Source organism: Halopiger xanaduensis SH-6 (assembly GCF_000217715.1).
In the GTDB taxonomy this organism is placed as follows: Archaea; Halobacteriota; Halobacteria; order Halobacteriales; family Natrialbaceae; genus Halopiger; species Halopiger xanaduensis.
Map to the genome: position 1 here is coordinate 94,114 of NC_015667.1, position 23,219 is coordinate 117,332.

A 23,219-nucleotide genomic window follows, 5' to 3' on the forward strand; every position below is an offset into this window, starting at 1 on the left:
CGATGCCTATGCGATCCATCCGAAACCTACTGGTCGGCACTGCCACTCTGCTAGGACTGTGGATCGGCTGGGGAACGTACGTCAGCCGGACGACCGAGCGCGTCCCCTCGGAAACGCTGGAGCGCTTCGACGGCGTCGAGATCCGTCGCTATCCGCGGACGGTCCTCGTCGAAACGACGGCGCCGGACGCGCGGACGGCGTTCAGACGCCTTTTTCGATACATTTCGGGAGCGAACGGGCGCCGCGAAGACGTGGCGATGACTGCACCGGTGGCGGTCCGCGGGACGGCGATTTCGATGACCGCGCCCGTACGAACCGGATCCGACGGTGGCGACGTGACGATGGCATTCTATCTTCCACGGGCGTACACGCCCGAGACTGCGCCGATGCCGACCGATCCTGCCATCCGACTCGTAGTCGAGTCGCCGCGGACGGTCGCGGTGCGCCGATTCTCGTGGTACGCGACGGACGAGCGCGTCGATCGAGAGCGGACTCGACTGCTCGAGCAGCTCTCTCACCGGGAGTTCGACCCCCGCGGCGAGCCGACGCTGCTCCAGTACAACGATCCGTGGACGCCGCCGTTCATGCGAACGAACGAGGTCGAAGTCGAACTTGCCGATGCCCCGGAGCAGGTCCGCCGAAAGGCGCCGTGATCGCGAGCGAGAACGGCTCTCGCTCGCTCACCTAACGATCGTTACCGGTACTCGTGCCCGTCGCGTCACGGTCTCCGCTACGCTCCCGAGCAGAATCCGCGCGACGCCGGAGCGACCGTGGCTGCCCATGACGATGTGGTCGACGTCGTTCTCGTCGGCGTACTCGAGAATCGTCCTCGCGGGCGGCCCCGTCTCGACCGCGGTTTCGAGGACGGTCGTTTCGAGAATACCCGCGTCGTCGGCTCGCTCGCGCGCCCGCTCGCCGAGTTCTTGGCCGCGTTCGACGGCCCGTTCGTGGGCTCCCGCATCGTAGTAGCCGCCGCCTCCGTAATCGCTGTAGATCCCTTCCATCGGATCGACGACGTGTAACGTGGTGATCGTCTCGCCGTCGTAGTTCGAAACCGCGTGGTCGAACGCGGCCCACGATTGCGGCGAGCCGTCGAGCGGGACGAGTGCGTGCGTTGCCATACTGGGAAGACGTCGCGAGCGTACAAGAAACTCGCCCGGGACGAGCAGTCCGATCAGTGTTCCCCGGTTCTCCTCCCGACGAACGACTTCTAGTCTCCTGTTCGCCGTGTGTTCTATTGGCTACGCTGTACCGACATCGCTCGAAAGTCGTTCCACGCTCTCTCCCCGTCTAACAGTGGGCGAAACCGACTCTCCCTCGAGGCTCGATCACCTCGAGGATAGAAGAAACGGACGGACAACTGAATCAGTACGAGAGCAGCACTAATTTAGCCCGTCCGTGGCAGGTGGTAGTTGCTGACGGGGCGTTCGAGAAAGCTAGTCCCGAGAAAGCTGAGGAACGGACTCCGGCGATGCCGCGACGAGCCACCAGTCGATGTCCACCGACGAATGACTGCGTTCGACGTGTTCGCGCAGAAGTGCGCCCGTTTCGTAGTCGTCACCGCAGACGTCGCACCGATAATGGAGATGTGCGGGTGAGAAGAGTCGATTGCGCCGTCCGTCCCCGTGAATTCGAGGCGGCAGCGTATCGTCGATCGGTTCTCCCCTCGAGAGACCGCGCCTGATGCGAAGCGCCAGTCGATCGAAGTGGAGGAACTTCGGATGATCCACGACGAGTTCCGAAAGGACGGCAAACGGAATCGCAATTAGTACGACGATACCGATCACGTCAGGCGTGACCGCTGCGTCCGTCGCGATTACGACGGCGAGAACGTCCTCGGTGACGCCGAAAACGATACCGATAACGAAGAACTCGAGGAACCGCTTGAGTCGCTGAGTGTTCATACGACGGCGTACGCTCCGGAACTGCGTGATTCTTTGGTGTTCGCTGACGCGTCCCTCGGTAGAGTTGGTACGGTGACAGTTCGTTTCTGATTCGCTCGAGCGCCGAATACCGGTACTCGTCGAAACGACAACTGAGACGACCGACGGGAGGGATTTATAGTGCTGAGCGGTGTGCGATCCTCGAGCGCTATGAATTTCGATGAATTCACTGGCGAGGTTCAGCATCGACTCGAGCTACCGGGAACGGGCGAAACCGTTCGCGCGATCAGAGCCACGCTCATGACGCTCGGCCAGCGGATTCCGGACGGCGCAGCCGAGGATCTCGCGGCCTCGCTGCCGATGGAGATTCGCTGGTACATGACCGGCGCCGTCGACGAACACGGCCAGCGATTCGACTGGCGGGAGTTCGTCTCGCGAGTGAGCGAAATCGAAGGGAACGACCCGTCCGAGGCTGCGTACCACGCCCGCGTCATCGTCGATCTCGTTCGGACACAGGTTCCACAGTCGGATTTCCGGCAACTACGCGATCAGCTCCCCGAAGACCGACGAGACGAGAACTGGGAGAAGCTGTTCGAAGTCGTCGACGCCGGCGGCTGGGGCGATGCCCAAGAGGCACAGACGGGCGGCGGACCGCAACCCGAAAATGGCTGAACGCGGAACCGACCCGCGAGACGGTGATTACACCGTCACGAGAGCGACCGATGAGTAGCACTAACTCAGCTGCTGGTGAAGAACGAAGACCGTGGGAGTCGAAGACGAAGCTATGTACGACCGGATTCTGATCGCCGTCGACGGAAGTGACGAGGCCGAGCTGGCTGCGAAACGCGGACTCGAGTTTGCCCGCGTCTTTAACGCGACCGTCGATATCGTGTACGTCGTCGAGCGGAAGGCACTTCGACTCGCGAGATCGGCCGACGAAAAGGCGCGACTCCGAGAACGCGGCGAAACGGTTCTCGAAGAAACCGAGAACCTCGCGGACGATATCGACCGGCCCGTAACGACGAAACTGGCGGACGGGAAGCCTGCGATCCGGATCGCCGAGTACGCAGCCGAACGGGATGCGGGGCTGATCGTCGTTGGAAGACAGGGACTGACAGGACTCGGAAAGCGACTCCTCGGCGGCGTCACGGAACAGCTCCTCCACCGAAGCGCTGTTCCCGTCTTCGTCGTCCCGAACGGTGCCCCGGATGCGCCGGTCGACTACTCCGATCTGCTCGTTCCGACGGACGGAAGCGAAATCGCTGCCGATTCCGCCCGACACGGCGTTGCGGTCGCACAGCGATACGATTCGGCAGTCCACGTGCTCAACGTCGTCGATCTGCAGGCTGCAGGAGGCCTCTTTAACGCAGGTGGCCTCGAGCGTAAATTCGTAAACAGACTCGAGACCAACGGTGAGGAGATCGTTGCGGACGTGGCAGCGGAGATCGGAGACGAAGTCTCGGACATTACGACGGCCGTCGTGCGGACGACGTCGGTCGACGGTGTCGCTGCTGGCATCCGCGAGTACGTCGACGATGCCGATATCGACATCGTCGTTATGGGGGCGCGCGGCCGGTCGAATCTAGGCCGCAGAGTTCTCGGCAGCGTCACTTCGTCGCTCCTCAGAACGGTCGACATCCCCGTATTGGTCGTGACGCGATCTTCGTGACTCGATCGGTACGCTGTCTGAACTCGCGAGGTCCCTGTCAGTACCGACGGGCCAGCATCATCCGACGACGCCGATATCCCCGTGCCCCACAGCGACTCGAGTCGTCGAACGTTGCTATTTATTCACCGGTGGCGAGATTGCCGAGAACGCGGTCGCCGAACGCGAGAACCAGTACTGCACCTACCAGATCGAAGACGAGGTCGAGAACGGTGTCTTTCTTCCCGTACGAGACGAGTACCGGTTCCACGCCGAGGCGTCTCCCCGCGGCGTGAACGGCGTATTCGACGATCTCCCAGAGGAGTCCGAGGCAGGCGACTACGGCGACCACGCGGGGCCGAGGATCGCGACCCCGACGCCGACTGCTCGCGAAGACGACGCCGGCGAGGATCGACGAGGAGTGCGTGTGCGTGAGGTGATCCCACCACCAGACGTCGTCGTACGGACCGAGCATTCCGATGGCGTGAGTGATCATCGCAACCTGCACGTAGACGCGCTGCCAGGGTCGAATATCGACGCCGTACGTCCGTTCGGCGAGGTCGGGCAGGTACGTTCCTATCGCCGCGACGATGGCGTTGACGACTGCACCCGGATCGCGTCGACGAACGCCGAGCGCGAACACTACGAGCAATGCACACCGGATTCCGCGTTCCGCCTGACGTACGATCGATGGTTTCATCGTGTTAATTCGTAGTGACTAGGCGGAAGGTATAGGAATACCGGACTACGGTTCGATCGGACCGGTTCGGCCACCGACTGCGTCCGATTGCGCGAAGGTCGCGCGTCCGCTTGCCGTCGCTGCCGGAAATCGGCACGCCGGATCTTTCGGTCAGTATCCCCTGCCGCTCGAGTCGATCAGCGTCATGTCCTCCCGGATCGCCAATATCGAGCACCTCGAGCGCGGCCTGAACATCGGCGCGGCGATTTTCCTCCGTCAAGCCCCGGTGACTATTGATCTCCTCGATGAACGTCGGAGTATGTACGATCGCATTCTCGTCCCGACCGACGGACGCGAGAGCACGGAGCGGGCGATCGACGAAGCGATCGCCCTTGCCGACGAGAACGAGGCGACGCTTCATACGCTGTACGTGGTCAATTCAGCCGCGATCGCCCCTGGAATCGAGTTTAGTGATCTCGAGGATATCGGTCAACGGGCGGTCGAACACGTTTGCACTCGCGCGGCAGACGCCGGCGTCGAGCACGTCGACGGGACCGTTACGCATGGTCTCCGGCACCGCTCGATACTGACGTACGCTCGGGACAACGATATCGATCTCATCGTCATCGGTCGGCATCGCGAATTCGACCATCTCGTTCGCGGGAGCGTGTCAAAGCGCGTCTCAGAGGAGGCGACGGTGCCGGTGTTGATCGTCGAGTGAACGACTTCCGTAACAACTGAAACTTTCGTCCGGATCACCTCCTTGCATTAGATAGGTACCTAAACATCCGTGCTCGGGTCGGACTGCGACTGTGACCCGAGATATGAACATATCGCGACGCCGGATTCTCAAGCTGACGGGGGCTGTGACCTCGACGGCGTTCGTCGCCGGCTGTAGCGGTAATGGCGGTAACGGCGACGGTAACGACAGCGGTAACGGCGGCGATGGCGGTGGCGGTGACGGCGTCGAGATCGAGCCCGGGACACAGATCGAATTCGACGGACAGACGCCCGGATGGCTCGGCCTCGCGCCCGACTCGATCGCGGACGAGGAGAATCCGATGCTCGTCCTTCAGGAGGGTGAAACGTATGAGATGGGCTGGACCCAGGGCGACGGCGCCCAACACAATATCGAAATTCGCAACGAGAACGACGAGGTAGTCGATGACCTCCAGACGGAGGTCGTTACCGAACCCGAAGAGCAGTGGCTCGAGTTCGAGGCGAGCAGCGAGATGGTCACGTACATCTGTGAAGTCCATCCGACGACGATGATCGGTGATATTCAGGTCGAATCCTGACGCATCGACATCGAGCTCAGATAGCTTTTCAAAACTAGTCAGTCGACGGAAGGCGTCTCGTACAGTTCGAAATACAGTCTCTGATAGGATCGAAATACTGGTAGCCGGTCGAAAAAATACCCTCTGGTAAGAATACTGATTGAGACTGACAATCAGTGAGCGGACCCGCTACTTATCACCTATCGGGTGGTCCGTTTGACGGAATGTCTCGACCGACCTTCGGCTACGTAACCCCTGAGAACGGACCGTTGTTCACTGACCTTTACGAACTGCGGATGATGCAGGCCTATGTCAATCAGAACCACAACCCGCGGGCGACGTTCAGCCTCTTCGTCCGAGACTTACCCCCGAACCGCGGCTACATGGTGGCTGCTGGCCTAGAACAGGTCCTTCACTACATCGACACCCTCTCGTTTGGCGACCGTGCCCTCGAGTACCTGACCGAACAGGGATTCGACGACGCGTTTCTCGAGCGACTATCGGACTTCGAGTTCACCGGCGACGTGCGCGCGCTGCCTGAGGGGATGCCCGCGTTTGCAAACGAGCCGCTCCTCGAGGTGACCGCCCCGATCTTTCAGGCACAGCTGTTCGAGACGGCGCTGATCAACCAGATCGGGTACCAGTCCCTGATCGCGACGAAGGCGAGCCGAATGCGGGACGTGATCGATCGCGAGGGGGACAGACAGCAACTCGTCGATTTCGGCTCGCGACGGGCACACGGCACGGACGCCGGAATGAAGTCCGCACGGGCGGCGTACGTCGGCGGGTTCGACGGCACATCGAACGTCGCCGCCGGCGAAGCGTTCGACATTCCCGTGTTCGGGACGATGGCTCACTCGTGGGTCCAGAGTTTCGATCGCGAGCGCGACTCGTTTCGGACGTTTGCCGACGAGTACGGCGACGAGAGTGTATTCCTGATCGACACCTACGACACCGTCAGGGGGGCGAAGATTGCAAGCGAAATCGTCGATGAGGCGGACGTTGACCTGCGAGGCGTCCGGCTGGATTCCGGTGATCTGGCTGCGCTGTCGAAGGAAGTCGACGACGTCATCCCCAACGTCGACCAATTTATTTCCTCGGGTATCGACGAGTACGCGATCCGCGAGTTCCTTAAGCGCGGCGGGATCGGGTCCGGATTCGGCCCGGGAACCGCGTTAGTGACGAGCACGGACGCGCCGAAAGTCGAGGGTGTCTACAAGCTCGTGGCCGTCGAACGGGACGAGGAGATGCAACCGACCATGAAGCTCTCGACGGGAAAGGTAACCTATCCGGGTGCCAAAACCGTCCGCCGGACCGAGTCCAACGGACAATACGTGGGCGATATCATCGGCCTTCAGAAAGAACAACTCCCCGGCACGGAGCAACTCGTCACAGTGATTGAGGACGGAGAGCGCGTCTACGAGATTCCGGATCTCGAGGCCATCCGACGGACGGCGCGAGAAGAGCGACGAAAACTTCCGGAACCGAACCGACGGATCGAGGATCCCGAGCCGTACGACGTCCAGATTAGTGACGGTCTGCAACGGGAAACCGACGAACTGAAACGGACGCTCGAGTCGCGGCTCGACTAGTCGTCATCGAATGACGGTTACGGGGACCGGCGCTCGGCGGACGACCGTCTCGGTCACACTTCCGTACAGCGGCCGCTCGGCGTTGAGCCGCCCGTGAGATCCCATGACGATGTGATCGATGTCTTTGTCGACGGTGTACTCGATGATGAGCCGTTTCGGATCGCCGATGTCCGATTCGGTCGCAACCGACCGATCGTAGTCCGTAGCGACTTCAGCTACGTCGTCGAAGATGCGATCCGTTGCCACAGCGACGGCCTGGTCCCACGCGTCCGTGCCGATCATCGGTTCGTACGTCGAGTCGACGCCGACGGCGTCGGGGGTGAACGGATCGACCGCGTGGTACGCCGTAATCTCCGCGTCGGGAAACTCGCGGAGCGCGTGCCGGAAGGCACGCGATGACAGTGGCGATCCGTCGACCGGAACCAGAACCGTTTGGACCATACATGAGGTTTGGGCTCGACGATGATAGCGTCGCGGGTGGACAACTGTGTTCCGTTGACCAGTATTGTCGTATCTCTTGAGCGGCTCGCGATTACGGCGACAACGAGGCAACCTGTCCCCAATAACTGCTCGAAAGTTATCGAGAGTCGTATGCCCGCCAGTCCGCTATTCTATTTGTTTACCGTACTGTTTGGCGGTGTGATAGAAGTGGCAATGAATTAACTATTCGTGTCGCGTAGCTCCGTTTGAGGTATCCATGCCAATCGAAGATCTCTCACGGAGCGACGTCGTAATGGCCGAACCGGACGCGTCAGTCGGCGACCTCGCGGCGAAGATGGACGACGAAAACGTCGGCAGCGTCGTGATCACCGAGGACGGAAGCCCGGTCGGCATCGTCACCGATCGTGATCTGACCGTGCGGGTGCTCGCCGAGGAAACCGATCCGATCGACCAAACCGCCGCAGACGTGATGACCGAGGATCCCGAGACGCTCGAGGCGGACGCCGGATTCTACCAGGCGACGAATCTGATGGCCGACCACGGTATCCGCCGGATCCCCATCTGCGAGGGCGACGACCTCGTCGGGATCATTACCGCCGACGATTTGACGGAACTCATCGCCGACGAAGAACAGCAACTCGCGGACGTCATCCGCGCGCAGCGGCCGGAGTATTGAACGGTCCAAGCGACTTTGCACGGCGTTGTCCTCGCGGCTACACCGTCGATCAGACGTCGCGGTACCGCTCGGGGACGTACGGACGCAGCGGAGACGGGACCGCCCGGGCGAATCGTTCGGCGACGGTCGCCAGCGGTTTTCGCAATAGGACGTAGACGGCCGACACCGCGAGGAGCACGAGCACGACGACGGCTACTGGTCCGTCAGCCGCGACGACGAGCGGCGCTGCTGCGACTCCCGCTAGACCGAGGTCCTCGGGGGCGCCGTCGTAACGCACCCAGCGGCGCGGACGAATCCAACGGTCGTGGTAGTGGCTGTAGACCGCCCGCTCGGAGCCCGCCAGCCACGGGCGTAACTCGAGGCCGCCCCCGACGGCGTCGGTCGCGGCGTGTGCCGCCGCTGCGGCGAGACCGACGGCGAGCACGATGGTCGCCGTCGACGGGACGAAAACTGCCAGTCCAACTGCGGGGACCGTTGCAAGAGCGGCGTACACGGGGTAGTGGAGCGTTTTTCGGTGGCCGACGTAGAGATCAAGGTCGGGGGCGAGTCCGCCGACGAGCCCGGCGAGGAACGCGGCTGGGGCGAACTCCGGGGCGGTCGCGAGGACTGGGAGCGCGAGTACCATTCCCCAGAGCGCGTGGGTCGTTGCCATCATTGTGACCTCTCGTAGTGGACAGAAGTCTATATGCGTTTCTCATATTAGGGTTGATATGTGTCTCGCGCTCGATGCCGCGTTACTTCGACTGATCCCGACTCGAGCGCTGGGCGAACGTCGGCGGAGCGATCGCGTGTCGAATGCCCGTCCACTCGTCGACGGTCAGTTCGTAGATCCGAGTCGACTCCGCCTCGCTCGCGGTCTCGAGGAGTTCTGGTCGCCAGATCGGGGTCTGCGCGTCGGTGATCGCGGATCGCTCGTCGTCGGAAAGCCGGCGTAACGAGCCCGTCGCGAGGACGCTTCGCCAGTGGAACATCGTCTCGGCGCTGTAGACGAGGAAACTGGCGGTATCCGCCCGGTCCGATAGCGTCGCTTTGCGACTCTCCGCCCCGACGACGTAGACGAAGTACAGCGTCGATCCGCCGTCGTAGCCGTACGAGAGCGGAATCAGATACGGCGTCCCCTCCGTCGGTAACCCGAGAACGCCCAAACTCTGCGTCTTTAGAAATACCTCGATTTCGTCGTCCGTCATTCGCTCCATGCCGTAGTCGGTGAGTTCGTCGATCGTCATCCGTACCCTGTGGTACGAGACCAACACACAAAGTTCATCGCCTGAGACCGATCCGTCCGTTACTCGCTCGAGCGTCGTCCACGGCTGGAGACGGCCTCGAAAGTTGCCACTCCGAGAGAATATTCCCCGCTGATTTTTCGTTGTGGTGCGTGTAGCAGTACGGGATGACGGGACTTCGCTGGACGAACCTGACCGAAGCCGAACGGAACGACCTGCTCGGAACCGGCGGGACTGGCGTTCTCTCTTTCTCGACCGAATCGGACGAACCGCCGGCGTCGATCCCCGTTTCGTACGGGTATTACGATGCTGATGCGGCATTTTACTTCCGGCTCTCGTTTCCGCCAGGGACCCGCAAGGACGACGTCATCGCGAATCCGGTATCGTTCGTTACGTACGCTGAAACGGACGATGGCTGGCGTAGCGTCGTCGCGACCGGCACCCTCGAAGAGTTAGCCGACGCACATCCGGACTCGGTCGTCGTCCAGGGGATGTGGGCGGTCCGGATTCCCACGGTCGACATTTTCGAGCGGCCGCGGGACGAAATCGAGTTTCACGACTTTCGACTCGATCCCGACACACTGACGGGCCGAAAGAGTGTCCCGGAGTGAGCGACGGTAATCGAGTGCGACCGTCACGGCGACACTTCGATCGCCTTCCTACTGGTCAACTATTATTCGTCACTCTGTCGTAGGATGAGGGCATGGCAGATGCACGACCGAACGTTCTCTTAATCCACAGCCACGATCTCGGTCGCTATCTGGGCTGTTACGGCGTAGATACCGAGACTCCAAGTATCGACGCGCTCGCAGCCGACGGCGCGGTGTTCGACCGGCACTTCGCGGCCGCACCGCAGTGCTCGCCGAGTCGGGGTAGTCTCATGACCGGCCGCGCCCCCCATGTCAACGGGCTCATGGGGCTCGCGCACGGCGACTGGGAACTCGACGCCGACGAGCGCATTCTCCCACACTACCTCAGGGACGCTGGCTACGAGACCCACCTCTTCGGGCTCCAGCATATTACGCAGGACACGGACCGTCTCGAGTACGATCACGTCCACTCCGAAGGGAACCTCTATCCGGGCGTCTCGCCGACGGTCCACCAGGCCAACCGGGCGCGAAACGTCGCGTCGGTCGTGGCGTCGTTTCTGGACGCCGACGCGTATACCGACCCCTTCTTCGCGTCGATCGGATTCTTCGAGTGTCACCGCGTCGAGGAGGAAAACGGTCGATTCGGATTCGATGCCGGATACTACGATGCCGACGATCCGGACGACGTGCGGCCGCTGCCGTACCTTCCCGACCGACGGGGAATCCGCCACGATCTCGGGGAGATGCGCGGCATGATCGTCGCGATCGACGAAGCTATCGAGACGATTCTCGAGGCACTCGATGCGGCGGATATCGAGGACGAGACGCTCGTCATCTTCACGACCGAACACGGGATCGCGTTCCCCAGAGCGAAAGGGACCTGCTACGACGCAGGAATCGAAGCGGCGCTCGTGTTGCGCTATCCCGGCGTCATCGAGGGAGGCGAACGATACGCCGAACTCCTGAGTAATATCGATGTCTTGCCGACGATCCTCGATTTTGTGGGGATCGACGTACCCGACAGGATCTCCGGACGGAGTTTTGCCGGACTCGTTGCCGACGAGTACGGGGGCTACGACGAGCGAGATCGCGTCTTTGCCGAGATGACTTGGCATGACATGTACAATCCGATCCGGGCGGTGCGGACGAACCGTTATAAGTACGTCCGACGGTTTTGGCCCCTCCCGACCGTCTACCTGCCGGCAGACGTATTCTCGAGCGAATCCGGACGCGAAGTCCGCGAAACAGACACTGTCCCATCGCGACAGTACGAAGAATTGTACGACCTCCGGGATGCGCCCCAGGAGGACGACAACGTCGTCAACGAACCGCGCTATCAGGACGTCCGAGTGGACCTCTCGGAGCAACTCCACGAGTGGATGGTTGAGACGGATGATCCGATTCTCGACGGCCCCGTTGTTCCGGGGGACTACGACAAGATTCAATCGTGGCCACACCGATCAACGTGAACTCGGAACGAATCGTTTTTCGCGACCGCGACATCTCTCGGTCGCGTTTGAGGATACCCTATCGAGGCTTGCTCTCAGACCTGCGAGTTTGCGTGGGCGTTCGAACGTCAATCAAACGACAGGGACTGCAGCCGTCGATGCCAGTGAAAGATTTACCACCGGGGTGGTGGGACCTCTCGGTGGGAACCGCCCCGGAGAGATGAGTATGACCAGCAACTCGCCCCCGAAATCCACAGTGATCTCAATGGTCTCGAGCGTTCGGCTAGCTTACACAGCAGCCACAGCGTCACAGACCAGGACGGACGTCTCTTTGGCGGTGATCTAAACGATGGAGGCCGTCGTTTTAGCTGGCGGATACGCAACTCGCCTGTGGCCGATCACGAGGGACCGACCGAAGATGCTTCTCCCGCTTGGGGAAACCACCGTCATCGACCGGCTCTATGCCGACCTTGAATCAGTAGACCGCATCGAGACCGTGTACGTCAGCACGAATGAACGGTTCGCCGACGACTTCGAGGCCCACTTGGCGGAGCGTTCGTACGACAAACCGCGACTATCGGTCGAAGAAACCCAGGCGGAAGACGAAAAGTTCGGTGTCATCGCCGGCCTCGCGGAACTGGTCGAACGCGAAGGTGTCGACGACGACCTCTTGGTGATCGCCGGTGACAACGTCTTCGAGTTCGCGATCCGCGACTTCCTTGAGTACTACGACTGGAGGGACGCGCCGACGATCGCCGCTACCGACGTCGGCTCGCCGGAACGAGCTACCGAGTACGGTGTCCTCGACCTGGCAGACGATCGGGTGGTCAACTTCCGAGAAAAACCCGACGACCCGCCGGGAACATGCGTGTCGGTCGGATGCTATGCGTTTCCCCGCGAGACGCTGTCCTTACTCCCGCAGTATCTCGAGGCGGGGAACGATCCGGACGAACCCGGCTGGTTCGTCCAGTGGCTCCGGAACTGCGAGCCAACGTACGCGTACACGTTCGACGGTGCCTGGTTCGACATCGGCACTCGAGAGCGCTACCTCGACGCCGTTGCTTGGCACTTAGACGGCGAGTCACGGATCGTCGAGACGGTGTCGCTCAAAAACGCGACGATCGGGTCGGACGTTCATGTAATGGCGAACGCGACCCTCGTCGGCGCTGAGATCGAACGAGCGGTCGTCTTTCCGGACGTGACGCTCGAGGGGACGACCGTGCACGACTCGATCATCGACGAAGGCGCGACGCTCGGCGGGATTGGTCTCCATGAGGCAATGGTCGGCGCATACTCCCGGATTCCGGGCAGTGGTTGGGAGTGACAGCAGTCGCGATCATCACGGCGATTCGACGCTGACCGGGACGCAAAACACCGGAACGTCGGCTCCCCGGACGACGTTTTCCGTGACGCTTCCGAGAAACCACTGTCCGATTCCGGTCCGACCGTGCGTTCCCATCACGATCAGATCGACGCCGCGATCGGTCGCGTACGTGAGGACCACGTCCGACGGCGGCCCGGTCGCGATCGTTCCGGAGACGCTAACACCGGCATGTTTGGCCCGTTTTCGGACCGTTTCGACCGCCACCTCACCGCGGCGCTTGAGCGCCTTGAGGATACCGCCCGGGTCCTGCGATCCGGAAAATCGGCTCGTGTTGACGGAGTAGACTGTGTGAACCGTCGACCCCATCAGGTCCGCCAGTTCGATCCCCCACTCGGTCGCGATCGCAGCCCCGTCGCTCCCGTCGGTCGGCAGGAGCAACTGGTCGAACGCGACGTCATCGATGGCGGATTCGGCAGCGGTCGGCGGGACGGCGAGCACGGGAGTTCGCGCCGTCCGGAGAACGTTCTCAGTGACGCTCCCGAGGAGGACCCTCTCGAGTCCCGTTCGTCCCTTCGTTCCCATCGCGATGACGTCGATGTCACGCCTGGTGGCGTACTCGCGGATCGACTGGAACGGCGTCCCCTGTTCGACCGTCGTCGAGACCTCGAGGTCCGCGTCGTGGTCTCGCGCCAGCGTCGCGACTCGCTCGACTGCGTTCTGTGCGTCCTCCTCGAGCGGCGAAAGCGCCTCGTCCGCCGGTTCGAGCGGTCCGCTTCGGACGTCGACAACCGAGACCACGTGGACGTCCGCGCCGGTTCGCGACGCGAGCGCGATTCCCCATTTCGCTCCCGCGAGGGCCCCCTCGCTGTCGTCCGTCGGTATCAGTATCGATTCGATCAGCTGGCTCATCAGTCTCGCTCTCACCTCCTCGAAGGATAATTGTAGGGGGTGGCGTCGGTCGTCTGCGCACCGTTCCAATCACTGATCACACGTTGGAATCGATACCCAGTGTCTCGACGACGATCTCGAGTAGCTCCGAGAGCTGTCGCGGAAGCAAGAAGCGTTCGCGGACATACTCTCGCCCGTTTGCGCCGAACCTCGTTCGACGCGATTCGTTCTCGAGAAGGGTGGCGACGCGCTCCCCGGCGTCCGCTGGGTCGTCGGGTTCGACGAGATACCCGTTTTCGCCGTCCACGATCTGGAGCGGAATGCCGCCGACGTTCGATCCGACGACCGGAGTACGCTTCCAGAGGGCTTCCGAGACGACCAGTCCGAACCCCTCGCGTAGCGACTTTTGGACGACAACGTCTGATCGACGCTGTAGGACGTTCACCGTCGTGTCCGGCAGGTCGGTCAACGTGTGGACGTTTGGATCACCGACCGCCTCCTCGGCGACGCGTTCGTAGACCTCCATCCCCTCCGGATCATCACCGGCCATCGCGCCGACCAGCGCCAGTTGCAGGTCCGGGATCTCTTCGCTGGCGCGACGATACGCTTCTAACGTGCCAAACTGGTCCTTCCACGGATCGAATCGGGAGATCTGCGTGACCAGCGGGCGATCGAACGACAGCGGGTCCAGTCGGTCGCGTTCGACTTTCTCCGTCTTCTCGTCGAGCGATCGGTTCTTCTTCGTTACCGGATCGATCGAGGGGTATACCACGCTTGTCGTCGGACCGATGACGTCCTCCGCGTAGGCCGTCCGGCTAAAGATCGCATGGTCCACTTGCGGCATGTACTCGGCGACGAACGTGCGGTATTCCTCTATTGGATCGGTGAGATCGACGTGACAGCGCCAGACGATCGCCGCCTCCGGCATCGTCTCCGCGAGGCGATCGAGCATTCCCAGCGGCTGCGGATCGTGGATCACGACGAGATCGTACTCGCCCTCGAGTTCGGCCGAATTCCTCTCGGTTACGGACCGATAGGTGGATTTCATCTCCTCGGTCAGCGGAGGCCCGTTCCCCTGAAGCCCGTTGTGGATCGCTTTGGTCACCGCGAAGAAGTCGTCAGTGGCGTCCATGACGAGCCAGTTGGTATCGATCCCGAGGTCGTTGCACACCGGCACGATTGATCGAAGTAACTCAGCGACTCCGCCACCGGTCGCGGTCGAATTGACGTGGAGGATCCGGCGATCCGAAAGCGCCTCGGAGAGCAATCGAAGCCGATCGAGCCGGTTGGGTTCCACGATATCGGCGTACGCCTCGAGCGTACGATTCGGAAACGATGGTGCATGCATTGTTCGTACTCGCCGCTACGACGACCGGTGGTATCAGTTGCGGGGTGGGGAGACGGCGGTAGTGGACCCGCCGCGACCGTTTCGCCTCAGTCGGCCGTCGACGTTCTCCCGTCACTGAACGAACGGTTATGCTTCCCGCCGACGAAAGGATAGGGAGGAATCTCCCGTGCCACGATCTGAATCTACACCGGTCCAACCCGAACTTACGCCGCGACTACGGAAGAAGCAAGCCGCGCTCGAGGCGATCCCGCCGGTCGAACGATCAGTCGAAGACGGCGTGCTTCGCGAAACACGGTCCTTTCGCGGTCTCTCGCTCGAGCAAGCAATGGGCTACCTGGAATCGCTCGGCGGTGAGCGAGTCGGGTCGAACGAGTTCGAGGGGGGAAAGATGGCAGGCTGAACTCTCGATTGAAACGGTTCCGGTTGGACCGTCGTACCGACTCACTGAGGTGACGATTACGTGGATAGGCGAGAAAGAAACCGTCGAATCGGTCGTCTTGCGGTTCCGTCTCAAAGCGTTTCGGGCGCCGGGGTGAGGCGGGTCGTCACAGGAGCGATCCTGTTCGCCGCTCCCACGTACCGCTCGTCCGCCGACACCTCCAGCCACGATGCGGCAAGCGGTCGAACCGATTACGACTCGTCGACGGGCGTCTTTACAACCGTCACCGGCTCCTCGGCCATCCGAGCGACACGTTCGGCGACGCTACCGAGCAACCGCCGGTACTCGCCCGGACGGTTCTTCGAGCCGACGACCGTGAGTCCGATGTCGGCGTCGTCGATGTACGCGAGAATCTCCTCGTGGGGGACACCGTGGTGGATCTCGGTCGCCGTCGGTACGTCGGCCGCCGCTGCCCGCTCGACGATGTCCTCGATCGCGTCGCGACCGGCCTCCTCGAGCGCGTGCTCGAGCCCCTCAAACTCGTGGACGTACTCGTCGCCGGGGTACGAACTGTAGGCGTCGGCATCGACGACGTACAGCACGTGTAGTTCGGCGTTGTACCGCTGTGCAGCGTCGATCGCGTGCTCGATCGCTCGGTCGACGCCGGGACTCATATCGGTCGGGAGCAGTATTCGATCGTACATGGTCAAAATATCGATCGGCCAACGAGATAAACGGCGGGTACAGTTCCACTGACCGCGGAGGTACCCCTGCGTTCAAGTACCTACTGGACCGTCTCGAACGGGCGGGCGAAGCGATGACGATCGGCTACCCGTCCGCTAGCCGTCCGAGACCGCCCCAGGGTGCAGACGCGCCGTCTAGCTAACGGTCAGTACCGGGATTGTCGATCGGCGCACCACGCGCGCCGTGGTACTGCCAAGCAACCGACCGGCGCCGATGTTTCGACCGCGCGTTCCCATGGCGATCAGATCCGCGTCGACGTCGTCAGTGTACGCGAGCAGCTCGTCCGTCGGTACCCCACGCCGAAGAGACGTCGTCGCGGAAAGACCCCGCTCTCGGGCCATGTCCGCGACCGCATCAGCCGCCGCACGCCCGCCTTCTTTGAGGAGTCCGATGATGCTCTGCGGCGCGTCCTTGAGATCGTACGTCGTCGTGTCGAGGACGTACACGGCGTGAACGGATGCGTCGTACTTCTCGGCGACATCAAGCGCAGTTTCGGCCGCACGCTCGGCGGCGTCACTCCCGTCAATCGGGATTACTATGTCCTCATACGGCCTGACGTCCGCGTCGGTTCCCGCGGCGTCCTCACGCAGGCGGACCGACAATACTGGCGTATCGGAGCGCGTGAGCACGCGCTCCGTGGTGCTGCCGAGGCGGGCGTGGTCGACGTCGGTTCGACCGTGCGTTCCCATCACGATCAGATCGACGTCCTGCTCGTCGGCGTACTCGAGTATTTCGGTGTGTGGTGCACCCTCGCGTACTTCTCTCGCAGCCGTCAGGTCGTTCGCTTCGGCCTGATCCGTAACGCGGATAGTCGCTTCGCGGCCGCGGCGTTCGGACGGTTCGCGAAGAGTTTCGCGCTGGTCAGTCTCGAGCGCGGCCGGCTCGGCGCCGGTATCGACGACGTACAGCGCGTGGAGGGTCGCCCCGTAGGTCTGTCCCAGTTCCGTCGCGTGAGTGATCGCCGCTTCGGCGCCGCGACTCCCGTCCGTCGGGACGAGTACGGTCGTGAACATACTGGTTAGTTCCACTTGCACACGCATCAATCACACAGGTACGCTCGCCGCACGTGATACGTCTGCTACCGCTGAGCGACCGTATAGACGAGTGGTTAGTCGATATTGATCGACTCATCATCAAGATTCGTCGGTTCGGCTTTGGATAACGGAAGTAGCCGTGCGTTCCAGTCGAACGCATTTATCAATGGTCGAGCCGCCGTCCGACCGCATCGACACCAACGAGCGCGTCGCGAACGTCGTCTGCTGTCACTTCGAACGGCTCGTTGTGGATCGTCTCGTCTTCGGCACAGGCGGCTTCGGCAACGATCGCAAGGTCCTCGATCGAGGGATCCTCGAGTCCGATTTCGGCGAGCGTCGTTGGAAGCCCGACCGACGCGGCGAAGCCAGCGACGTCCTCGACAAGCGCGTCCTCGCGGCCCTCGAGGACGAGCTGTGCGATCGTCCCGATCGTCACCTTCTCGCCGTGGGTCGCCTCGTGGGTAGCTTCGAGTTGCGTGAGGCCGTTGTGAATCGCGTGTGCCGCGGCCAAGCCGCCGCTCTCGAACCCGAGACCGCTCAGTAGCGTGTTCGCTTCGACGACCGCCTCGACGCTCTCGGTGACGGCGTTATTCTCGACGGCGTCGACCGCGGACCGGCCGTGTTCGCGGAGGGTCGTATACGCAAGTTTCGCGATTTCCTGTGCGGTTCGCGTCGATCGGGTTCCGAAGAGCGTCGTCGCGCCCGACCGGAAGGCAGCGTCGGCCTCGAACCACGTCGCGAGCGCGTCGCCGATACCGCTCCGGAAGAACCGGGTAGGCGCGTTCGCCACGACTTCGGTGTCGATCACCACGAGATCCGGGTGGCGTTCGTAGACGTGAAACTCGACAAATTCGCCGTCTTCGCTATAAATTACCGCAACCGAACTAGTCGGCGCGTCCGTCGATGCGACCGTTGGCAGTGAGACGAGCGCCCCGCCAGTACGTTCTCGGGTCGCCCTCGCCGTGTCGATCGCTTTCCCGCCACCGATCCCGACGATCAGATTCGCGTCGTGTTCCGTGTGTCTCTCCCTAATCCGGCCGATTTCCTTCTCAGAGCATTCGCCATTGAACACGACGCTGTCGATGTCGAACCCGGCTGCCTCGAGGCTTGTTTCGACGCGCTCGCCGACCAGATCGAGGACGACTTCGTCACCGAGAACGAGCGCCGCATCACCAAGCGGATCCGCGTAGTCACCGAGGTCATCGAGTACGTTTCGTCCCTGTATGTACGCTGCTGGCGATCTGAATATCCGTGTCGTCATAGTTGATTAACGGCCCGACCGCTCGAGCCGTTGAGGTGTCCTTCGTCGAGCGAGTACCTATAGGTACCCGATGATTCCCGCCGGTGGCGGCCGCGCGTGGAGCCCCGTTCGAGTACCGACGGGACTCTCGATTCGGAACTAGCGTCCCGGCTCGGCACTCGCTTCGCGGTAGCTACTGGAACATGCTAGTCTGTGCCGCGTCAGTGAGTTCAACACGGACGTCCCGGGACAGCGGTTCGAGCGTCGACTGGGGCAGTGCAAGATCGCTCTCCAGGATCACTGGGTAGCTGCGTTTTCGCGTACCGCTGCGGGACCGACGAATGCCGACGGCTAGTCCACGAACGTCGCGACCGCCAAGACGACTAGCACCACGTGCCAGACGACCATCGCAGTCGCGACCCGCGGATCCGTCGGTGGCAACGGTGGGTTTCGGAACATGGCGTCGTAGACGAATCCGGTCGCGACGAGAGCGCCGAGAAAGAGCCCGCTCTCAACTGCGAGCCCGGTCGCGACGCCGAGGGCAACCCCGCCCAGGAGGCTGCTCGCGATTCCAACGACGATTTTGTCGTAGTAGTCAAGCACGCCCATCACCTCCCGTTCGAGGATACAGGTTTGACCGGCGAAGAACCGTTGCCGGTTCTCACGCAGTAAGAATCCGGTCATCAAGTCGCGGGCGTTGCTCACCCATCGGCCTCGAGCGTTGCCTCCGCTCGGCGCGCGGTGTCGCGTAACAGCGGGACATCGTCGGTGAACACCTCGATCGCGACGGTGCCGTCGAATCCCGCGAGGTGATCCGCGACGATTCCGTAGTCGATCTCACCGGCTCCGATCGGCAGGTGCGTGTCTCCCCGTCTCCGCGCGTCGTGGACGTGGAGGTGCGAGACGAGGTCGCCGTAACTCGAGAGAAATCGATCCACGCCATCGTCCCCGTCTTCCATGTACGCGTGTCCGACGTCGAAACAGACGGCCGTCTCTGTTTCGCGTGCGAGGTCTCCCAGCACTGACAGTGGGTAGCCGCGCTTCTGGTGGCCGACGTTCTCGACGACGAGTTCCACGCCGGCGTCGTCGGCGGTCGACGCGATCGCCGCGAGTTGGTCGGCGAAGCGGGGCCGGAGGTCCGTATCGTGCGGATTCCGAGCCGTACCGTGGATGACAGCCTTCTCCGCGCCGACCTCGCCGGCCCACCCGAGCAGTCGCGACAGGTAGTCGACGATCGCGTCGTTGATCTCGGGCACCGGTGTCACGACGACCTGCTCGAACGGAAGGTGAACGCAGAGGTCGGCGTCCGCATCGGCGAGAATTGTCTCGAGGCGGTCCGCGTCGATCTCGGTGGGATCGCGTCCTTCGCCAATCGACAGCTCTGCCAGATCGAATCCTGCGATCGTCCGTTCCGTGCGCTCAAGCGAGTCGCCGACGGTGAGACCAAGCTGCATGCGAGTACGTGTCCGTCGGGTCCGACATAAATTGGTGGATGTCGATCGCTGTGTTCGGTCACCCCGCAATCCGACATCTTTCGGGCGGTGGCTCGGTACGTTCTCGTTTCGCTGGACCGTACCGATCGAATCTCGACGGGTCTAGTGGCGACCGGGGCTTCGCAGGCAACTCACAACGCAGCGCAGATTGCGGTCAGCAGTAGATTAATCACGACACCTAACAAGTGTCTGGTAGAATGAGCGACGATCGACATCCGGGTGGCTACATTCTTCTCGTCGGTGCTGTGCTGGCGACGGCGATCACGTATCTCGGACTGGTTCCACGTCACTTCTCGACGAACCCCGAGCGAGCAGTGCTGTATCTCGTCGTCGGATGGGTTCCGTACACGATTTTGTTTTATTTGCTCGGCCGCCTCTTTTCCTCGCCAGCCGCGCTACCGAGTATGCGTGCTGCCGACGTCGGTCTAGGCGTCGCACTCGTCGCGCTCCTACTGAGTCTCGGACTCGATGCGTGGGGCTTCACTCCCGCAGTAGTGCCGGTAGCCCACCTCTTTCAGGCGGTCGCCATCTACGCGGGACTCGCCCTCTTCGGATGGGGAATCGGTCGCCGATCGAAGGCGCTCACGCGACGGGCGTAATCGAGATCGGAAGCAAGAACGAGTTGCATCAGGACTCGAAGTCGGTCTCGTCCCCCGTCGCGATGTCGGTCCCGTCGCGGCCGACGACGAGCACATCGCGGTCGCTGTGGCGGGTTACACCCTCGGTGACGCTCCCCAACAGCATCCGGCTGACGCCGCCGCGGCCCCGCGACCCCATGACGATCACGTCCGCGTCGACCTCGCCGGCGTACTCGAGGATCTCTCGCACCGGCACGCCCTGCCGAATGTCGCTCGTCACGGAGACGTCGCGCGCTCGAGCGCGGTCGGCAATCTCCTCGACGAACTCCGCCGCTTGTTCGCCGAGCACGTCTTCGGCGCTGCCGCCGTCACCGGGCAGTGAGACGGACCCGAGCAGCCCGGTCTCGACGATGCAGACCACGGCGACCGTCGCGTCGAGCGCCGTTGCGAGTTCGAGTGCGGTATCCGCCGCCGCATCGGCGTGGGTGCTCCCGTCGGTTGGGACGAGTATCCGGTCGTACATACGCCTAGACTATCACCATGTATAGTAAAACGTGGCGTCCGCGATCGCTGCGACGGTGATGTTGATCGAACGGGCTACGACGGACCTGGATTTTCAGTCGAAAAGTTGTGGAACGGACTCGATGTGTCAGTCGACCGCCCCTGCGTTTGATGGGTGCCGCCAGCAAACGTTACGGTATGTTCGACACCATTCTCGTTCCCGTCGACGGAAGCGAGTGCTCGGACCTCGCTGTGGATTACGCCGCAGATCTTGCGAGACGGTACGACGCAACTGTGTACGTCGCAACCGTGATCGACGTCCGCCTCATCGCAACCGCGCCACAATATGATCACCTACGATCGGAGGCGACTGCCCTCGTCGACTCGGTGGCAAATCGGCTCGAGGCGAGCGGGGTAGCGACCACCAACGTCGTTCGAACGGCGAAACCGTATCAAGGAGTGTTGATGGTCGCTGAGGACTACGACGCTGATCTTATTATCATGGGAACGCACGGGCGTAGCGGCGTCGATCGGTACCTCCTTGGCAGCGTCACCGAACGCGTCATCAGGCGATCCGACGTCCCCGTTCTCACCGTTCGGACCCGTGACGACGGCAATGTTTCGTTTCCTTACGACGACGTCCTCGTTCCGACCGACGGGAGCGACGGGGCTGAAGCGGCGTACGAGCCGGCAATCGCCCTCGCTACGGCATATGACGCCATGCTGCATGCCCTGTCTGTCATCGAGACGAACGCGCTCGGCCTCGAGACCGCTCCGAAAGGCAACGACGAGGGCCCGGACGAAGCGGCGCGGATGGCCCTTGAGGAGGTCGAAGCGAACGCTTCGCAGGCGTCGGCCGCTGATGTCGTTACGGAGATCACGTTCGGCAGTCCACACGAGGAGATTCGTTCCTACGTTCGGGAGCACGACATCGATCTCGTGGTGATGGGGACTCACGGTCGCAGCGGGCTCCCTCGCTACCTACTCGGGAGTGTTGCCGAAAAACTCGTTCGCACGGCCTCCGTGCCCGTGATGACGGTTCGAAAGCCGTCGTAAACCGCGTGCAATGCGAGAGTTGGCGGTGGTGAAGCGGCCGTTCGATTCCGAACGCGGAAACTCGGGTCTCGCAGCGAGCGATCGTCGGACGAGTATTTTCGTCCTGCGGCCGCTTCAAAGGAATCGCGGGACCCCTTCTGGTCGTGTAACCGAGAAGATAGCACCGCAGAATTCGGCATCGAACAATCGAAGCTGTGGGCGACGACCTTGCTGACGTCGGAATTGCGTCCCATACCGACAACCTTACACGGGTTCGAACGTCGGCGACTGTATCCGGCTGCGTTCGTCACCGATTGTCGGCTCAGGGGACTCCAGAACCGCGGTATCGCCCGTCTGAACTAAGGAGCCGGGTACGTAGTTTGTCACTCTTCAGTTACGTTGTTTGACCGGTAAAAGTCGTCGTGCGGTTTAACCCCCTTGACCCGCGGTGGCGCAACCTGACGAACGACGAAGATGTCGTACTCCTCGTCGGCGGCGACGTGGACGCCGACGCTGGTCAGCGGCGTCACGATACGGCCGACATTTTCACTGCCGAGGAAGATGACACTCGGATCGTGCTCCCTAGCGAGTCGTTCAATATGGTCTGCCAGTTGCGCCTCCGGCGGGAACTCCCGGATGCGTTCGCAATCGTACGTTGCATCCGGTGCGAGAGTCGAAACCTGCTCTCGAAGCGAGTCGACAACTGCCTCAACGTCGTACTCCTCACCCTCGTCGATCCATCCTTTTTCCTGCGCGTAGCGCTTTCGTTCCGGAACGACCGTCACCGCTGTTACGTCTTCTTCGAGGACAGTACCGTACTCAACAGCCCTGATCAGCGCTGCTTCTGCAAGTTCAGATCCGTCGAACGGGACAACGAACGTCATACCAGCCACCTCGACATCTGTATCAATAACTTCACGGGGGCGCACCACGGTCATCTCTCCTTAGATATTACTTGGTTTCCCGTTCGATGATTTCAAGTGATGATTCTCCATCCCCAATAGAGCATATACCATTGACAAGGTCCGATCTCTGCGCGACTATTTACATTAGTACTTTTGTAACAGACGTCATAAAGAACCGTCATTTGGCGGGCTTGATAGATTCTACGAATTAAAATGGCCGAAACAGTCGGATATAATATTATTACCGGTCAAGATACGAATGTAGTTTCGATCGAAATGATTCTATACTGGCTTCG

General features: G+C 61.9%; 27 protein-coding genes. 12 read left to right on the forward strand and 15 right to left on the reverse strand.

Going from position 1 to position 23,219, the window contains the following annotated elements:
• Positions 1–8: 8 nt before the first annotated feature.
• Positions 9–653, forward strand: a complete 645-nt coding sequence (locus HALXA_RS19930) for an SOUL family heme-binding protein (RefSeq protein ID WP_013881890.1) — start codon at positions 9–11, stop codon at positions 651–653.
• Between the two features lie 27 nt (positions 654–680).
• On the opposite strand, the gene HALXA_RS19935 is transcribed toward HALXA_RS19930, so the two are convergent.
• Together HALXA_RS19935 and HALXA_RS22590 are read right to left on the reverse strand one after the other, a co-directional pair.
• The gene (locus HALXA_RS19935; RefSeq protein WP_013881891.1) at positions 681–1,121 is read right to left on the reverse strand and encodes a universal stress protein; all 441 of its coding nucleotides are present in this window, start codon (positions 1,119–1,121) and stop codon (positions 681–683) included.
• Positions 1,122–1,436: 315 nt separating this feature from the next.
• Positions 1,437–1,904 (reverse strand): hypothetical protein, encoded by a 468-nt coding sequence (locus HALXA_RS22590; RefSeq protein WP_013881892.1) that lies wholly within the window; start codon positions 1,902–1,904, stop codon positions 1,437–1,439.
• Between the two features lie 189 nt (positions 1,905–2,093).
• On the opposite strand from HALXA_RS22590, the gene HALXA_RS19945 reads away from it, so the two are divergent.
• Together HALXA_RS19945 and HALXA_RS19950 are read left to right on the forward strand one after the other, a co-directional pair.
• Positions 2,094–2,555 (forward strand): DUF2267 domain-containing protein, encoded by a 462-nt coding sequence (locus HALXA_RS19945; RefSeq protein WP_013881893.1) that lies wholly within the window; start codon positions 2,094–2,096, stop codon positions 2,553–2,555.
• 112 nt (positions 2,556–2,667) lie between these two features.
• Positions 2,668–3,552 (forward strand): universal stress protein, encoded by an 885-nt coding sequence (locus HALXA_RS19950; RefSeq protein ID WP_013881894.1) that lies wholly within the window; start codon positions 2,668–2,670, stop codon positions 3,550–3,552.
• Positions 3,553–3,670: 118 nt separating this feature from the next.
• Here the strand turns inward: HALXA_RS19950 and HALXA_RS19955 are convergent, their stop codons facing one another.
• Positions 3,671–4,228 (reverse strand): hypothetical protein, encoded by a 558-nt coding sequence (locus HALXA_RS19955; RefSeq protein WP_013881895.1) that lies wholly within the window; start codon positions 4,226–4,228, stop codon positions 3,671–3,673.
• A gap of 298 nt (positions 4,229–4,526) precedes the next feature.
• Between HALXA_RS19955 and HALXA_RS19960 the strand changes: the two genes are divergently transcribed.
• The 3 genes from HALXA_RS19960 to HALXA_RS19970 all read left to right on the forward strand — a co-directional run bounded on the left by HALXA_RS19960 (position 4,527) and on the right by HALXA_RS19970 (position 7,076).
• Positions 4,527–4,928 carry a universal stress protein gene (locus HALXA_RS19960; RefSeq protein ID WP_049895707.1) on the forward strand — a complete coding sequence of 134 codons (402 nt, stop codon included), beginning with the start codon at positions 4,527–4,529 and terminating at the stop codon, positions 4,926–4,928.
• Positions 4,929–5,031: 103 nt separating this feature from the next.
• On the forward strand, positions 5,032–5,505 hold the full coding sequence (locus tag HALXA_RS19965; RefSeq protein ID WP_013881897.1) for a twin-arginine translocation signal domain-containing protein: 474 nt from the start codon (positions 5,032–5,034) through the stop codon (positions 5,503–5,505).
• 203 nt (positions 5,506–5,708) lie between these two features.
• Positions 5,709–7,076 carry a nicotinate phosphoribosyltransferase gene (locus HALXA_RS19970; RefSeq protein WP_013881898.1) on the forward strand — a complete coding sequence of 456 codons (1,368 nt, stop codon included), beginning with the start codon at positions 5,709–5,711 and terminating at the stop codon, positions 7,074–7,076.
• A gap of 3 nt (positions 7,077–7,079) precedes the next feature.
• Here the strand turns inward: HALXA_RS19970 and HALXA_RS19975 are convergent, their stop codons facing one another.
• Positions 7,080–7,517, reverse strand: coding sequence for a universal stress protein (locus HALXA_RS19975; RefSeq protein WP_013881899.1), 438 nt, complete (start codon positions 7,515–7,517; stop codon positions 7,080–7,082).
• Positions 7,518–7,773: 256 nt separating this feature from the next.
• Here HALXA_RS19975 and HALXA_RS19980 point away from each other — a divergent pair, with 256 nt between their 5' ends.
• Complete coding sequence (locus tag HALXA_RS19980) at positions 7,774–8,193, forward strand: CBS domain-containing protein (protein ID WP_013881900.1); 420 nt, start codon at positions 7,774–7,776, stop codon at positions 8,191–8,193.
• Positions 8,194–8,242: 49 nt separating this feature from the next.
• On the opposite strand, the gene HALXA_RS19985 is transcribed toward HALXA_RS19980, so the two are convergent.
• Both HALXA_RS19985 and HALXA_RS19990 read right to left on the reverse strand, forming a co-directional pair.
• Complete coding sequence (locus HALXA_RS19985) at positions 8,243–8,848, reverse strand: membrane protein (RefSeq protein ID WP_013881901.1); 606 nt, start codon at positions 8,846–8,848, stop codon at positions 8,243–8,245.
• Positions 8,849–8,927: 79 nt separating this feature from the next.
• Positions 8,928–9,419 (reverse strand): pyridoxamine 5'-phosphate oxidase family protein, encoded by a 492-nt coding sequence (locus HALXA_RS19990; protein ID WP_013881902.1) that lies wholly within the window; start codon positions 9,417–9,419, stop codon positions 8,928–8,930.
• A gap of 164 nt (positions 9,420–9,583) precedes the next feature.
• Between HALXA_RS19990 and HALXA_RS19995 the strand changes: the two genes are divergently transcribed.
• The 3 genes from HALXA_RS19995 to HALXA_RS20005 all read left to right on the forward strand — a co-directional run bounded on the left by HALXA_RS19995 (position 9,584) and on the right by HALXA_RS20005 (position 12,778).
• Entirely contained in the window at positions 9,584–10,027 is a 444-nt protein-coding gene (locus tag HALXA_RS19995; RefSeq protein ID WP_013881903.1) for a pyridoxamine 5'-phosphate oxidase family protein, read from the forward strand.
• Between the two features lie 92 nt (positions 10,028–10,119).
• Positions 10,120–11,475, forward strand: a complete 1,356-nt coding sequence (locus tag HALXA_RS20000; RefSeq protein ID WP_013881904.1) for a sulfatase family protein — start codon at positions 10,120–10,122, stop codon at positions 11,473–11,475.
• 328 nt (positions 11,476–11,803) lie between these two features.
• Positions 11,804–12,778 carry a sugar phosphate nucleotidyltransferase gene (locus HALXA_RS20005; RefSeq protein ID WP_013881905.1) on the forward strand — a complete coding sequence of 325 codons (975 nt, stop codon included), beginning with the start codon at positions 11,804–11,806 and terminating at the stop codon, positions 12,776–12,778.
• A 15-nt stretch (positions 12,779–12,793) separates the two neighbouring features.
• Here the strand turns inward: HALXA_RS20005 and HALXA_RS20010 are convergent, their stop codons facing one another.
• From HALXA_RS20010 to HALXA_RS20045, 7 genes are all read right to left on the reverse strand, one after another.
• A complete protein-coding gene (locus HALXA_RS20010) occupies positions 12,794–13,687 on the reverse strand; it encodes a universal stress protein (RefSeq protein ID WP_013881906.1) in 894 nt (297 codons plus the stop codon).
• A gap of 76 nt (positions 13,688–13,763) precedes the next feature.
• Positions 13,764–15,014, reverse strand: a complete 1,251-nt coding sequence (locus HALXA_RS20015) for a glycosyltransferase (RefSeq protein WP_013881907.1) — start codon at positions 15,012–15,014, stop codon at positions 13,764–13,766.
• 630 nt (positions 15,015–15,644) lie between these two features.
• A complete protein-coding gene (locus HALXA_RS20025; protein WP_013881908.1) occupies positions 15,645–16,097 on the reverse strand; it encodes a universal stress protein in 453 nt (150 codons plus the stop codon).
• A 174-nt stretch (positions 16,098–16,271) separates the two neighbouring features.
• Positions 16,272–17,150, reverse strand: a complete 879-nt coding sequence (locus HALXA_RS20030; protein ID WP_013881909.1) for a universal stress protein — start codon at positions 17,148–17,150, stop codon at positions 16,272–16,274.
• A gap of 184 nt (positions 17,151–17,334) precedes the next feature.
• Positions 17,335–18,432: a glycerol dehydrogenase gene (locus HALXA_RS20035; RefSeq protein ID WP_013881910.1), complete on the reverse strand. Its 1,098-nt coding sequence runs from the start codon at positions 18,430–18,432 to the stop codon at positions 17,335–17,337.
• A 330-nt stretch (positions 18,433–18,762) separates the two neighbouring features.
• Complete coding sequence (locus tag HALXA_RS20040) at positions 18,763–19,014, reverse strand: hypothetical protein (protein WP_083822890.1); 252 nt, start codon at positions 19,012–19,014, stop codon at positions 18,763–18,765.
• Between the two features lie 98 nt (positions 19,015–19,112).
• The gene (locus HALXA_RS20045; RefSeq protein ID WP_013881912.1) at positions 19,113–19,865 is read right to left on the reverse strand and encodes a sugar phosphate isomerase/epimerase family protein; all 753 of its coding nucleotides are present in this window, start codon (positions 19,863–19,865) and stop codon (positions 19,113–19,115) included.
• Between the two features lie 236 nt (positions 19,866–20,101).
• Between HALXA_RS20045 and HALXA_RS20050 the strand changes: the two genes are divergently transcribed.
• Positions 20,102–20,503: a hypothetical protein gene (locus HALXA_RS20050; RefSeq protein ID WP_013881913.1), complete on the forward strand. Its 402-nt coding sequence runs from the start codon at positions 20,102–20,104 to the stop codon at positions 20,501–20,503.
• A 28-nt stretch (positions 20,504–20,531) separates the two neighbouring features.
• Here the strand turns inward: HALXA_RS20050 and HALXA_RS20055 are convergent, their stop codons facing one another.
• Complete coding sequence (locus tag HALXA_RS20055) at positions 20,532–21,005, reverse strand: universal stress protein (protein ID WP_013881914.1); 474 nt, start codon at positions 21,003–21,005, stop codon at positions 20,532–20,534.
• A gap of 176 nt (positions 21,006–21,181) precedes the next feature.
• Between HALXA_RS20055 and HALXA_RS20060 the strand changes: the two genes are divergently transcribed.
• A complete protein-coding gene (locus HALXA_RS20060; RefSeq protein ID WP_148263727.1) occupies positions 21,182–22,039 on the forward strand; it encodes a universal stress protein in 858 nt (285 codons plus the stop codon).
• Positions 22,040–22,401: 362 nt separating this feature from the next.
• Here the strand turns inward: HALXA_RS20060 and HALXA_RS20065 are convergent, their stop codons facing one another.
• Positions 22,402–22,902, reverse strand: a complete 501-nt coding sequence (locus HALXA_RS20065; RefSeq protein WP_013881916.1) for a universal stress protein — start codon at positions 22,900–22,902, stop codon at positions 22,402–22,404.
• Between the last annotated feature and the right edge of the window lie 317 nt (positions 22,903–23,219).